This window comes from Flavobacterium rakeshii (genome assembly GCF_009741375.1).
GTDB lineage: Bacteria > Bacteroidota > Bacteroidia > Flavobacteriales > Flavobacteriaceae > Flavobacterium > Flavobacterium rakeshii.
Genome location: NZ_WOWP01000062.1, coordinates 18673 through 32387, shown reverse-complemented (window position 1 = coordinate 32387; position 13715 = coordinate 18673). Strand labels below are relative to the sequence as shown.

Annotated in this window: 13 protein-coding genes; 7 read left to right on the top strand and 6 right to left on the bottom strand. The window is 37.5% G+C overall.

The features are described 5' to 3' along the window. Nucleotides 1–57: 57 nt before the first annotated feature. From GN157_RS15920 to rnpA, 3 genes are all read right to left on the bottom strand, one after another. The gene (locus GN157_RS15920; protein WP_157484483.1) at nucleotides 58–1695 is read right to left on the bottom strand and encodes a S41 family peptidase; all 1638 of its coding nucleotides are present in this window, start codon (nucleotides 1693–1695) and stop codon (nucleotides 58–60) included. A 4-nt stretch (nucleotides 1696–1699) separates the two neighbouring features. Then, nucleotides 1700–2533, bottom strand: coding sequence for a DUF4349 domain-containing protein (locus GN157_RS15915; RefSeq protein WP_157484482.1), 834 nt, complete (start codon nucleotides 2531–2533; stop codon nucleotides 1700–1702). 67 nt (nucleotides 2534–2600) lie between these two features. After that, nucleotides 2601–2987 (bottom strand): ribonuclease P protein component, encoded by a 387-nt coding sequence (gene rnpA / locus GN157_RS15910; RefSeq protein ID WP_157484481.1) that lies wholly within the window; start codon nucleotides 2985–2987, stop codon nucleotides 2601–2603. Between the two features lie 94 nt (nucleotides 2988–3081). On the opposite strand from rnpA, the gene GN157_RS15905 reads away from it, so the two are divergent. Continuing rightward, the gene (locus tag GN157_RS15905) at nucleotides 3082–3780 is read left to right on the top strand and encodes a S24 family peptidase (protein ID WP_035131755.1); all 699 of its coding nucleotides are present in this window, start codon (nucleotides 3082–3084) and stop codon (nucleotides 3778–3780) included. Between the two features lie 412 nt (nucleotides 3781–4192). Here the strand turns inward: GN157_RS15905 and GN157_RS15900 are convergent, their stop codons facing one another. The 3 genes from GN157_RS15900 to GN157_RS15890 all read right to left on the bottom strand — a co-directional run bounded on the left by GN157_RS15900 (nucleotide 4193) and on the right by GN157_RS15890 (nucleotide 8697). After that, a complete protein-coding gene (locus GN157_RS15900; protein WP_157484480.1) occupies nucleotides 4193–6085 on the bottom strand; it encodes a M1 family metallopeptidase in 1893 nt (630 codons plus the stop codon). A 59-nt stretch (nucleotides 6086–6144) separates the two neighbouring features. After that, the gene (locus tag GN157_RS15895; protein WP_157484479.1) at nucleotides 6145–7764 is read right to left on the bottom strand and encodes a S8 family peptidase; all 1620 of its coding nucleotides are present in this window, start codon (nucleotides 7762–7764) and stop codon (nucleotides 6145–6147) included. Nucleotides 7765–7836: 72 nt separating this feature from the next. Further along, nucleotides 7837–8697: an MBL fold metallo-hydrolase gene (locus GN157_RS15890; RefSeq protein WP_157484478.1), complete on the bottom strand. Its 861-nt coding sequence runs from the start codon at nucleotides 8695–8697 to the stop codon at nucleotides 7837–7839. A gap of 160 nt (nucleotides 8698–8857) precedes the next feature. Between GN157_RS15890 and GN157_RS15885 the strand changes: the two genes are divergently transcribed. The 6 genes from GN157_RS15885 (at nucleotide 8858) to sufD (ending at nucleotide 13650) form a co-directional block, all read left to right on the top strand. Beyond that, nucleotides 8858–9187: a HesB/IscA family protein gene (locus GN157_RS15885; protein ID WP_035131760.1), complete on the top strand. Its 330-nt coding sequence runs from the start codon at nucleotides 8858–8860 to the stop codon at nucleotides 9185–9187. A gap of 46 nt (nucleotides 9188–9233) precedes the next feature. Beyond that, entirely contained in the window at nucleotides 9234–9596 is a 363-nt protein-coding gene (locus GN157_RS15880) for a four helix bundle protein (protein WP_157484477.1), read from the top strand. A gap of 51 nt (nucleotides 9597–9647) precedes the next feature. Continuing rightward, complete coding sequence (gene sufB / locus GN157_RS15875; RefSeq protein ID WP_157484476.1) at nucleotides 9648–11096, top strand: Fe-S cluster assembly protein SufB; 1449 nt, start codon at nucleotides 9648–9650, stop codon at nucleotides 11094–11096. Between the two features lie 34 nt (nucleotides 11097–11130). After that, nucleotides 11131–11877 carry a Fe-S cluster assembly ATPase SufC gene (gene sufC / locus GN157_RS15870; RefSeq protein WP_035131764.1) on the top strand — a complete coding sequence of 249 codons (747 nt, stop codon included), beginning with the start codon at nucleotides 11131–11133 and terminating at the stop codon, nucleotides 11875–11877. 77 nt (nucleotides 11878–11954) lie between these two features. Further along, nucleotides 11955–12281 (top strand): four helix bundle protein, encoded by a 327-nt coding sequence (locus GN157_RS15865; RefSeq protein WP_231749153.1) that lies wholly within the window; start codon nucleotides 11955–11957, stop codon nucleotides 12279–12281. 52 nt (nucleotides 12282–12333) lie between these two features. Continuing rightward, on the top strand, nucleotides 12334–13650 hold the full coding sequence (gene sufD, locus GN157_RS15860) for a Fe-S cluster assembly protein SufD (protein WP_035131769.1): 1317 nt from the start codon (nucleotides 12334–12336) through the stop codon (nucleotides 13648–13650). Nucleotides 13651–13715: the final 65 nt, after the last annotated feature.

The following is a 13715-nucleotide window of genomic DNA, read 5'->3' as shown; positions in this document are numbered from 1 at the left end:
AAGATATTTAACCTAAAAAAAATCCCCATACGGTTAAGTATGAGGATTTTCAGGCTTTTATTTTGAAAGAATTTTATTATACTCCGCTGAATTTTTGAGTAAATCAGTCGCTTTTTTAATCTCCGGATTGCTCGTAGTGTAGTATTTATAAAGTCCTTCTTTGTATTGGTATCTGGTTATAATGTCGTCTACAATCAGTTTTTTGATCTCTTCTTTGTTCTGGTCAAGTTCCTTTTCTTCACTCTTTTTAAGTGCAGCAAGCAGCTGATTGTATTCAGCAGCAATAGTTTCATCTACCTTTTCTTTTTTAGCTATTTCCAGCGTTGCTTTTAGTGATTTTTCGGTTTCGGTATCAAAATCAAAATTGGTTGTTTTCAAAAACTGTTTGAATCCGTTATAGTCGGCATCACTAAATGTTGGTATTGCAGTACCCTGATTAGGGTGCTTGTAGTAATAATCAGTTACATAATTAAAAATGGCATCATTACGCTGTAAGGCATCGGCAATAGAGCTTTGTTTGCTTTCTTCCATAACTACATCAGGTAATATACCGCCACCATCATAAACCGTACGCCCGTTGCGGGTTTTAAAGGCATTGTAGTCTTTTTGGTCTATTCTTATGGCTTTACCGTCGGCATCTTTATGGGTGTAATCAAGCGCTTGTATACCACGACCTGAAGGAGTGTAGTAACGTGAAATGGTAACCTTTACCTGTGTGCCGTAAGTAAGTTCAAGCGGACGCTGAACCAAACCTTTACCAAAACTCCTGCTACCTACAACAACAGCACGGTCCAGATCCTGAAGAGCTCCCGAAACAATTTCTGAAGCAGAGGCACTTTTACCGTTTACTATAACCACAAGCGGAATCTCGGTATCAATAGGAGCGCGCTGCGTTTTGTATACGTTATTGTATTTTTCATTTTTAGATTTAGTGGTTACAATAGTTTCATCCTTAGGAAGGAACAGGTTACAAATGTTTACTGCTTCGCCTAATAATCCGCCCGGGTTACCCCTAAGGTCAAGAATGATTTTTGTGGCTCCCTGTTTTTTAAGATCAAGTAGTGCCTCTTTAGTTTCAGATGATGCTTTTGCATTAAACTGAGAAAGTACAATATATCCGGTTGTAGCATCTACCATTGCATAGTAAGGCACAGCATTAAGGTCTACTTCAGTAAGTATCAGTTTTGTACTTAATGTTTTACCCTGACGCAGGTATTTAATATCTATACTTGTATTTTTTGTTCCTTTTAAAAGTTCTCCGGCATCTTCTTTAAAATCAACAAGGTTTACATCGCCAATCTGGATAATTTCATCTCCTGCTTTCAGTCCGGCTTTATCGGCAGGGTAGTCCTTGTAAGGTTCTTTTATTATAAGCCTTCCCTCTTTACGTGTAATAAGCGCACCAATACCGGTATATTCACCAGTGTTATTTATTTTAAATTTGGCCACATCCTGTTCGTTAAAATAAACGGTGTATGGGTCAAGGTCTGCCAGCATGTTTTTTATGGCAATATCCATAAGTTCGCCGGGGTTGGTCTCGTCTACATAGTTAACGTTAACCGTTTTAAACAGGGTTGTAAATATTTCTATTTGCTTTGCGATTTCAAAGAAATCGTTTTTAAAGCTTGCCCCAACAAACAGAAAAGCAACTGCAACTACCGGGATAACATATTTTCTTTTTAGTTTGGATAGCATACTATTATTGTTTTTTTCTTTTGATTCGTCTTCTGATTAAAATAAACACAATTACGAAAATAAGGATAAAAGGCCAAATTTGGATTAAACCGATAAAGAAACTTGAAAGTGAGTTAAACCCTGATTTAAGCGCATTGCCCAGTTTTGCGCCATATGATACTGTGGCGCCCTGTTTTTCGGCAACGGTTTTGTAAAAATAAATGTAAACCGTACTGTATGAAACCTGGTTTTCCAAATACTGTAAACGTGCCTGTTTTGATTCGATTTCCTCACGTATTTCAGAGAGTTCCTTTTCTATTTCCAACATTTCCGAAACCTTATTGGCTTTTTTAAGCAGTTCCAAATAGCGTTCTTCCAGCGCTTTTTTGGTTTTTATGCGGGATTGAGTATCAATATACTCTTCGGTAACGTCGCGGGATGAAATTTCTTTTCTGTCAAAGTACGATACTCCTTTACTGATTTCATCTATAAAATTGTCAAACGATTGGTTAGGTACTCTTATGGTAAGCGAACGGCTTACTGTGTTGTATTCATTTCTTTCTTCATCACTCTGTACCTGTCCATTAAATTTACCAATAGCCTGTTTTATATTGCCGGCAGTAGTTACAAGGTTTTGTGTTTCAAAACGTAGGGTAGCGGTTTTAATGATTTTCGCTTCAGTTTCAACGGTTCTGGCTACACCTCCCTCTATAGACTTATATTTGATTTCATAAGCCGGAGAAGTTTCTTCCACCGCAACTGCATCATCATATAATATCATATTGTCTACGCCTTCAACAGATTTTTTACATGAAATAAGTAAGGCGACAAGACTAAAAGCAAAAAGAAATTTTTTCATAAGTAAAGGTGTTTTTTGTTAAAAACGTAAAAACCTTTACGAATATTACAAAATGTTAAAAAACAGTTTATTGCGCGGTAATCTGAGCTATGAATTTTTCAAACAGCTGTACCGTTTTGGTGTTTATTTCCTCAAAAGATAAACGGTCTTTAGTTTGGTACATCAGCATGTAGGCATAAGGTTGCGGCTGATTTTCAAGTAACAGTTGTTTATTGTGGCGGTAAGTTTCGCGAAGTAAGCGTTTAAAATAATTTCTGTCTACAGCCTTTTTAAAATGCCTTTTTGAAACCGAAACGCCAATTTTTATTGGCCCGGGTTCATTTTCGGGAAGGGGTACATAAACTAAGCGTAAAGGGTACTTTGAAACCGAACGTCCTTCTGCAAACATCAGGTCTATCGTGTTTCTGCTTTTTAATTTTTCCTCTTTAGGATATGTAAACTTCCCTTTTTCCATAAGTGGGGCAAAGGTACATTTTTTTAAAACAGCTTCAGTTTATCTTTAATTAAGAAAATTTTCTTAATATTGTAACAGAAAAAAATACATTATTATGGTTTCTGATCGATTAAAACAGTACATAGAAGCTAAGGGAGTTAGTTACTATGCCTTTGAAAATAGTATAGATGTGAGCCGAGGGAGTATTTCCAAAGCAGTAAAGGACTCCAAGAGTATTGGCTCTAACGTACTTGAAAAAATTCTTTCAGTATATCCGGATCTTAATCCGTCGTGGTTATTAACAGGTGAAGGGGATATGTTTAATAATGATGTTGAGGTTGTAACACCGGATACCGTAAAAACGTACCGACTTAAAACTGACAGGAATATTGAATCGCAGCAAATACCATTGTATGATCTTGAGGCTGTTGCGGGTCTTGTTCCGTTATTCAGCAACAATAAGGCATTAACGCCGGCCGATCATATTTCCATACCGCATCTTCCAAAGTGTGACGGAGCAATTTATGTAACCGGAGACAGTATGTATCCACTGCTTAAAAGTGGCGATATTGTTTTATACAAGGAAGTTAATGATATGGTTAACGGTATTTTTTGGGGCGAAATGTACCTGATAAGTATTGATATGGACGGTGAAGAGTACATCACCGTGAAATATATACAACGCTCACAGGAGCCGGGTATGGTAAAACTGGTTAGCGAAAACAGGCACCATCAGGAAAAAGAAGTTGAGCTTTCAAAAATCAGGGCATTGGCTTTGGTTAAGGCTTCTATCAGGATGAATGCCATGAACTAATATTCTACAAAAAATCCACACCTTCCTTCTACATTTTTACCCGTTTTTCCCCAATATTTTTTATTTAGGGTTAAAAATGGTTTTTTGTTTAAATCGCTGTAAAACAGTAGTGTTTAATGTTTTTTTCTGGTTTAAGGATTAAGGCATTATACTTGTTTTTAAAATAGTAATACCGAGAGGTGTTGCCAACACTTACTGAAATCGAAATTAAAGAATACAATACGGCTGAACCAGCTAATAACCATAAAACCGTAACACACTTTTAGTTGATTGGTTTTTAGCGCCTATATATTTATACAGAAGCAGTGTTTTTTGATTCTATTTTATCTGTTTCAAAAAACCTTCGGGCTTAATTTCTCCGGAGGTTTTTTGTTATCATGAAAAAGCCCTGCATTTGCAGGGCTTTCTTGTATTATTGCTTTACATAAATGTTGTTTTCTTTATTTATGTCGGCCATGAGTTCCATAGGGTCTATCATAATCACCTTTATAGCCGATTTAGGCTTGTTTATGGTGAATTGGTAGGTTGTATGTGCCCAGTCCCAGTTTGCAAGTACTGTGCGCTTTAAATTAGCGTACGGATTGTCTTTTTGGTAGTGCATTAAGCTAAGCGGTACATAGTACGTTTCCTGAGTACCGTCTTCATAAACTACAATAAGGTCCAGTGGCATTGGCATCATACCTATACGCTCCAGTGTAACTGTTGTAGAGTTATTACTGTCACTAATATCTTTAATACTGTAATCAATAGTATTTGTGGTTTGGCACCAGTCGGTTAAATACCAGTCCAGTTCAGCCCCCGATACTTTCTCTGCGGTACGGATGATATCCAGCGGAGTAGGGTGGGTAAACTTATAATCGTGGTAGTAACGCTTAATGGTTTTCATTAGATTTTCCTGACCTATAACATCTATAAGTTGGGTAAGGAAAATAGTCCCTTTACTATAAGCCGATATACCGTAAAGCATATTAAGTGAATACCTGTCGGCATGTGTAGTTAAAGGCTGTTCTTTACCTGTAGAAACCATATAGAAATAGTTGCTGTAGGCATCAGTCCAGGGGTGAGCCTGTTTTTCTTTTTTGTCGTTAGGCAACACGGTTTCCATAGCAAGATCACTAATGAAAGAAGTAAAGCCTTCATCCATCCATTCGTGCTTAGACTCGTTTGAGGCTAAAATATGCTGGAACCATGAGTGAGCAAATTCGTGAGCCGTTACACCTACAAGGCTACCATAGCTGCGGTTACCTGTAATAAGTGTACACATGGCATATTCCATACCACCGTCGCCACCCTGAACAACAGAGTATTGTTTGTACGGATAAGGACCTATGTTTTCGTTATAAAATGCCAGAAGCTCGGCTGTTTTAGGCTGAAGCTTTTTCCAGTTTTCATTGTACTCCGGGTTGTCTTTGTAGAAGAAATGCAGTTCTACACCGTTTGGCCCTATAATTTTGTCGTGTATGTAATCTTTATCAGCACCCCATGCAAAATCGTGTACCATTGGTGCTACAAAATGCCAGGTAAGGGTTTTGGTTTTTCTTGGGTGTTTAACTTTTACACCTTCGTCTTCATAACCTTTACCAATTTCGTTTTTGTTTTGCAGGTAGCCTGTTCCACCAATGGTGTAGTCTTTGTCAATAGTAATTTTTACGTCAAAATCACCCCAAACACCGTGAAACTCACGACCAATGTATGGATCTGCATGCCATCCTTCAAAATCGTATTCGGCAATTTTTGGATACCATTGTGTCATGGAAAGGGCTACACCTTCGGTTGAGTTTCTTCCTGAACGGCGTACCTGTTCGGGCACCTGTCCTTCAAAGCTCAAATTAAAAGTGGTTGATTTTCCGGGTAGTATAGGAGCCGCTAAATCTACTTCCAGTACAGTACCTGCAACAATAGTTTTAGCATCTAAACCATCCTGCTTGAAATTAGATATGTTTAGGAAACCTATCTGATCTGGAGTTAGGGTGCTAATACGACTTTCCTTAATGGTTTCTTCACCTCTCTTAAAGCTTTTTACCATTCTTCCGTCAGGGTCGGCAATAGTTTGCAGCCTGGCATCCATTTCACTTCCCGGCTGGAAAGCATTGTTGTATAAATGATAAAATACACGGCGAAGCGTATCGGGAGAGTTGTTAGTATAAACAAGTTCCTGTGTTCCGGTATAGCGGTAGGTTTTTACGTCCATGGAAACGTCCATTTTGTAATCTACGTGCTGTTGCCAGTAACCCGGGTTAGGGTTGTTGTTTTGGGCAAATAAACCCGAAACGGCAAAAAGTGCAAATAATACTGATTTTTTCATGGGCTTAAAATAAAAAATGGAAGGGAAATTCCCTTCCATTTATCTGATTTATATGAAAATTATTTTCCTCTTGAAATCTGATCGGCCATTATCAGGGCGTTGTAAGCATTTACAATTTTACCTGATTTTGAAGCCTCACTGAACATGATTACTTTTTTATCTTCACCTTCACCTACCTGTACCTGCATGTTTGGTGCTAAACCAGAATCCATAAGGATGTGCTTAACCTGTGAAGCAGAAAGTTTAGGGTAGTAAGCACGTATAAGCGCCGCTACACCGGCAGCATTTGGAGATGCCATTGATGTACCCTGTAGGAATTCGTAATGATTATCTGGAGTTGTTGCATAAATTCTCATACCTGGGCTAAATACGTCTACGTTATTTTTACCGTAGTTAGAGAAAGGAGCTACTAACCCTTTTTCTGTAAGTTTGTTGTTAAGGGCACCAATACAGATAAAGTTATCTGAAAACTCAGGACCTGTAACCATATTATCGTTAGGGTAACGCTCTACACCACCGTTTTTGTCAAGGTAAGCACCTTCGTTACCGGCAGCACAAACAATAAGAACATCTTTTTCTCCTGCATATTTAATTGCATCATATACCCACTCACTGTGTGTAGAGAAGTATTTACCAAAACTACCGTTGATTACTTTAGCACCATTGTCTACAGCATAACGAATAGCAAGAGCAACATCTTTATCATACTCATCACCATCTGGCACAGCTCTTACAGCCATAATTTCTACAACATCGCTGGCAACACCGTCACCACCAATACCGTTGTTTCTAACCTGAGCGATGATACCCGAAACGTGTGTACCGTGTTTAGCACCGTCTTTATCAGGGCCAATTACATTGTTATTACCGTAACCTCTTGAGTTAAAATCATCAGGATTGTCGCCAAGAATTTCACGGGCATTGTATTTTAGGTTAAGGTGGTATTCAAGTTCATTGTTATAGTGTTCTTTGCCTGAATTTATATTATCTATAAAATCTTCTCTTGTATTTTGACTAAGAATCATCATGAAACGATCTCTTACACCATCTAAATTAGGATCTGATATTTCAAGGGTTTTAAGATCCTCAGGAGTATAGTTCTCTTTACCTGTAAGTTTACGGAAAGATTCGTCTGCCTTTAAAATAAGGTTAATCTGTTGTAATGTGCTATATGCCTGATTGTAGTCTTCATCATATTTAGCTTTTGCTCTTTTGTAAGTTTCAGAACCATCGTCCCCTTTTTTAAGGATTCTGATGTACTCCATGTTTTCATGGTTAATGTCACCTAAAAAGTTCCATCCATGTATATCGTCAATGTATCCGTTGTTATCGTCATCAATACCGTTTCCAGCAATTTCTTTAGGGTTGGTCCAAATAACTCCCTGTAAGTCGGGGTGCTCAATATCTACACCAGAATCTACTACACCAACAATAACTTTGGTAGCTTTTCTTCCTTGTAAAAGAGTACTGTAAGCTCTGTCTACACTCATTCCCGGAATGGTATCGGTAAACAGGTCTAAATGACTCCAACGTTCTTCTTGTGTATCAGTAAGGTCAGCTTTCTTAGCTGTGATAGTAGTGTTGATGGCAAGTGGAGTTGCCGTAATTTTTTTAGATGAACCGCAGCTTGCCAGAAATAAAGCCAGGGCAGCTGACAGGTAAATTGACTTGAACTTCATAATTCGTTTTATTTAATTTTTTAAATAGGTCTAATGTATCCTGATTTTGTTACACAAAAATCCTGATTAACATTAAATTAGTATATCACTACACTTGTATACATCTTTTAGGCGCACACCTTTTTCGGTTTGCTGTACTGTAATTATTTCATTGTGAGCATCGTGCTCCAAAAATAAATAATAACCGTTATCGGCAGCGGCATTCATAAATTTAGACTTTTCGTCCAGCGTTAATAACGGGCGGGTATCATAACCCATAACATACGGTAACGGAATATGACCCGCAGTAGGAAGCAAATCGGCCATGAAAACAATGGTTTTGCCGTTATAGTTTATATGCGGAATCATTTGTTTTTCGGTATGTCCGTCTGCAAAAAAGATACCAAAGCCCAGCTCACATTGGTCTAAATAGTCACCATTAGGGCGGTTGATGAACTTAAGCTGTCCGCTTTCCTGCATAGGGATAATATTTTCTTTAAGGAAAGAAGCCTTTTCACGGGCATTAGGTTTTGTTGCCCATTCCCAGTGATTGTTATTTGTCCAGAAGTTAGCGTTTTTAAAGGCAACCTCATATCCGGTACGTTCTTTATTCCACTGTACGCTTCCGCCACAATGGTCAAAATGAAGGTGTGTCATAAACACATCGGTAATATCATCTCTGTGAAAGCCGTATTTTGCAAGGGACTTGTCTATGCTGTGGTCTCCCCAAAGCGAATAGTAGCCAAAAAACTTTTCGTTTTGCTTATTTCCCATTCCTGTATCTATCAAAATCAGCCTGTTGCCGTCTTCAATTAAAAGGCATCTTGCAGCAATATCAATAAGATTGTTGGCATCTGCCGGGTTTGTTCTGTTCCATATCGTTTTAGGAACAACGCCAAACATAGCCCCTCCGTCAAGCTTAAAATTGCCACTTTCTATTGGGTATAATTTCATTGTATTGAGTTTAGAGGTGCCAAATTACTAATTTAAGCCCATATATCATTATAAGTATTGCTTATAATGCAATAAGGAGAAAAAGGTTATCTGCTATTGCAATCTGTAAAAATGGTGGTATCTTTGCACTAAATTTAGATTAAATGTAAATTGTTGAATTATGATAAAAGTTTCTGACACAGCAAGAAAGAAAGTCGCAAGCCTTATGGAAGACGAGGGATTTGATGCTGCTACTGATTATGTGAGGGTAGGCGTTAAAAGTGGCGGATGCTCTGGGCTTTCATACGATTTAAAGTTTGACAAAGAGCTTGGAGAGAATGACAAAGTGTTTGAGGATAACAATATAAAAATTGCCGTAGATAAAAAAAGCTTCCTGTATTTGGCAGGCACAATCCTGGAATATTCTGGAGGATTAAACGGTAAAGGATTTGTATTTAATAATCCAAACGCAAGCAGAACCTGCGGTTGCGGGGAAAGTTTTTCGCTTTAAATCATTTAAAAATTTAATGATTTAAAATTAAAAGATTCTAATCCTGATGACCAAACCCTTTACTGAATTTGAAGTTTATAAGAAGTCAATAATTCTTGCAAAAGTAATTTTTGATTTGATGAAGACGGAAAAACTGGAAAAGGAATATGGATTTAAGGATCAGATTAAAAGGGCAGTTGTTTCAATAAGTAATAATATTGCAGAAGGGTCTGAATACAACAACAATAAACAGTTTGTGAGATTTTTAAAACATGCTAAAGGTAGTTGTGCCGAAGTAAGAAGTATGTTAATCTTATCTGTAGAATTGGAGTTCTGTTCTAAAACCAAAATAGAAGAAGCAATAAATTTAAGTGTTGAAATTTCTAAGAGTTTATCAAAATTTATAGAGTATTTAAAGTTGAGGGCATAAAAAGGATTTGAACCTTAAATGTTTAAATTTTAAATCTTTAAATAAAAGAAAATGAGTAAGTACACAGAAGAAGAATTAAAAATCGAGCTCGAGAACAAGGAGTATGAGTACGGTTTTTATACGGATATAGAATCAGATACGTTCCCTAACGGGCTAAACGAGGACATTGTTCGTGCTATTTCCTTAAAAAAGGAAGAGCCGGAATGGATGACCGAATGGCGACTTGAAGCTTTCAGGGCTTGGGAACAGATGATTGAGCCTGAATGGGCTAACGTACACTATGAGAAACCTAAATTCCAGGATATATCATACTATTCGGCACCAATGAAAAAGCCGAAATATAATAGCCTTGATGAGGTAGACCCTGAACTTTTAGACACGTTCAAGAAACTGGGAATCTCACTAGATGAGCAAAAAAAGCTGGCAGGTGTTGCGGTTGATATCGTGATGGACTCGGTATCTGTTGCTACTACTTTTAAGAAAACACTTGCTGAGAAAGGTATTATTTTCTGTTCTATATCTGAGGCTATCAAGGAACACCCTGAGCTGGTTAAGAAATATCTTGGTACTGTAGTGCCGCAAAAAGACAATTTCTATGCAGCACTTAACTCTGCCGTATTCTCAGACGGTTCTTTTTGTTACATACCTAAAGGCGTAAGATGTCCTATGGAGCTTTCTACTTACTTCAGGATCAATCAGGCCGGTACAGGTCAGTTTGAGCGTACACTTGTTGTGGCAGACGAAGGAAGTTATGTAAGTTATCTTGAAGGGTGTACAGCACCATCGCGTGATGAAAATCAGTTGCACGCTGCTGTAGTAGAGCTTATTGCTCTTGATGATGCCGAGATTAAATATTCTACTGTACAAAACTGGTTCCCTGGTGATAAAACCGGTAAAGGTGGGGTTTACAACTTTGTGACCAAACGCGGACTTTGTGAGAGGAACGCTAAAATTTCATGGACACAGGTTGAAACAGGATCTGCCGTTACATGGAAATATCCAAGCTGTGTGCTTAAAGGTGATAACTCGGTAGGAGAGTTTTACTCTATTGCCGTTACAAATAACTATCAGCAGGCCGATACAGGTACTAAAATGATTCACCTTGGTAAAAATACTAAGAGTACTATTATCTCTAAAGGTATTTCGGCAGGTAAATCACAAAACAGTTACCGTGGTTTGGTACAAATAGCTTCGAGAGCAGAAAACGCAAGGAACTTCTCCCAGTGTGATTCATTACTTATGGGTAACAGCTGTGGTGCACATACATTCCCGTATATCGAATCTAAAAACACCAGTGCACAAATTGAGCACGAGGCGACAACAAGTAAAATTGGTGAAGACCAGGTGTTTTACTGTAACCAAAGGGGAATCCCTACAGAGAAAGCTATTGCTCTTATTGTAAACGGGTTTAGTAAGGAAGTTTTAAACAAGTTGCCTATGGAGTTTGCCGTAGAAGCACAAAAACTACTGGAAATAAGCCTTGAAGGTTCTGTAGGTTAATCAATTATTAAAAAATACACCATTATATATTTTTATGTTATCAATAAAGAATTTACACGCAAGTGTTGAAGATAAAGAGATTTTAAAAGGTATAAACCTTGAAGTAAAAGCAGGAGAGGTTCATGCTATAATGGGCCCTAATGGTTCTGGTAAAAGTACCCTTTCTTCTGTTATCGCAGGTAAAGAGGACTATGAGGTAACCGATGGGGAAATTGTTCTTGAAGGAGAAGATATAGGCGAACTGGCACCTGAAGAGAGAGCACACAAAGGTGTTTTTCTTTCTTTCCAGTATCCGGTAGAGATTCCGGGAGTATCTGTAACAAACTTTATGAAAACGGCAATCAACGAGAGCCGTAAAGCTAAAGGTTTAGAGGAGATGCCGGCTAATGAAATGCTTAAGTTAATCCGCGAGAAATCAGAATTATTAGAAATAGATAGGAAGTTTTTATCACGTTCGTTAAATGAAGGTTTTTCGGGTGGTGAGAAAAAACGTAATGAGATATTCCAAATGGCTATGCTTGAACCAAAGCTGGCTATTCTTGACGAAACCGATTCAGGCCTTGATATCGATGCACTTCGTATCGTAGCAAACGGTGTGAACAAACTGCGCAGTAAAGACAATGCTGTAATTGTAATTACTCACTACCAAAGGCTGCTTGACTATATTGTTCCTGATTATGTTCACGTACTTTACAATGGTAAGATTGTAAAATCAGGAGGTAAAGAGCTTGCTTATGAGCTTGAGGAAAAAGGTTACGACTGGATAAAATCAGAGAATTAATTCGGTCTGAGGTCTAAAGTCTAATAGTCAAAAGGTTGTTTAATGGCTAAGTTCAGTTCTTTTGAGGAAATTAATTCATGGCAAAAAGCCAGGGTTTTCAACAAAAGGATTTAGAAGTTACCGAAACAAGAGCTTTTAAAAATGATTTTGACCTTGCCAGACAAATAAGAAGGGCTTCGGTTTCTGTTTCATCAAACATTGCAGAAGGCTTTGAGCGAAATACAGATAAGGAATTCATTCATTTTTTATATGTAGCAAAAGGTTCTGCAGGAGAGGTAAGGTCACAGTTGTACTTAGCTTTTGATCTGGAGTATATAGACAGACAGGTGTTTACAGAATTACTTGTCGAAATAGGAGAAATATCCAAGCTGCTTAGCGGCTTTATAAAATATCTGAATAAATAAAGTACAAAGTAGAGGTCTTTATGACTTTCAACTTTATAAACTTTTGACTTAAATGGATTTAAAAGAGAAATTATTATCTTCTTTCATGGCTTTTGAAGAGCGTGTGGATGTAAATGCCGATTTACATAACATACGCACAGAGGCTATAAAGAATTTTGAAAATAAAGGGTTTCCTACCAAAAAGGAAGAAGCGTGGAAATATACTTCGCTTAATGCAGTACTTAAAAATGACTTTAGCGTATTCCCAAAACAGGAAAATGCATTAAGTTATGCAGAGGTTAAAAAATATTTTCTGCATGAGATTGATACCTATAAAGTTGTTTTTATAGATGGTATATTCAGTTCTTTCCTTTCTTCCACTACACACGAAGGTCTTGACGTTTGCCTGATGTCATCGGCATTAACAAAACCTAAGTACAAGGAAGTAATAGATACTTATTTTAATAAGATTGCCAATAAGGATGAAAGCCTAACTTCATTAAACACGGCATTTGCCCATGAAGGTGCTTTTATAAATATCCCAAAAAATAAGATAGCCGATAAACCTATTGAGATTATTAGTTTCTCTACAGGCAATGAGGCAGCCCTTATGGTACAGCCAAGGAATTTGGTTGTTGTTGGTAAAAATGCGCAAGTACAAATTATTGAAAGACATCAGAGCCTTAACAGCAATCCGGTGCTTACTAACGCTGTTACCGAGATTTATGCTCATGAAAACGCTAATGTGGATTATTATAAAATCCAGAATGACGTTTTAACGGCTAATCTTATAGACAATACTTATATTTCACAAAAGCGTGACAGTAACGTGAGTGTTCATACCTTCTCATTTGGCGGTAACATAACACGTAACAACCTTAACTTTTATCATGAAGGTGAAAATATAGACAGTACGCTTAAGGGTATTACAATTATTAGTGGTAAGCAGCACGTAGACCATTACACGCTTGTAAACCACGCTCAGCCAAACTGTGAGAGTCATCAAAACTACAAAGGTATTTTTGACGGAAGCTCTACAGGTGTATTTAACGGTAAGATTTATGTTGAGAAAATTGCTCAGAAAACCGATGCTTTCCAACAGAATAACAATGTATTGTTAAGTGATAAGGCTACTATAAATGCTAAACCACAGCTAGAGATTTTTGCTGACGACGTAAAATGTTCACACGGATGTACTATTGGACAGCTTGACGAAGATGCGATGTTTTACATGCAGTCAAGAGGTATTCCTCAAAAAGAAGCCAAAGCTTTATTGATGTACGCATTCTCTAATGAGGTTATTGATAGTATCAGAATTACTGAGCTTAAAAACAGAATCAATAAAATTATAGCAACAAAATTAGGAGTAAACATGGGCTTTGACCTGTAATTACCAACAATTTTATAGTATAAAAAAGCAGCGCTGTTGGCGCTGCTTTTCTTTTATTTAGAATT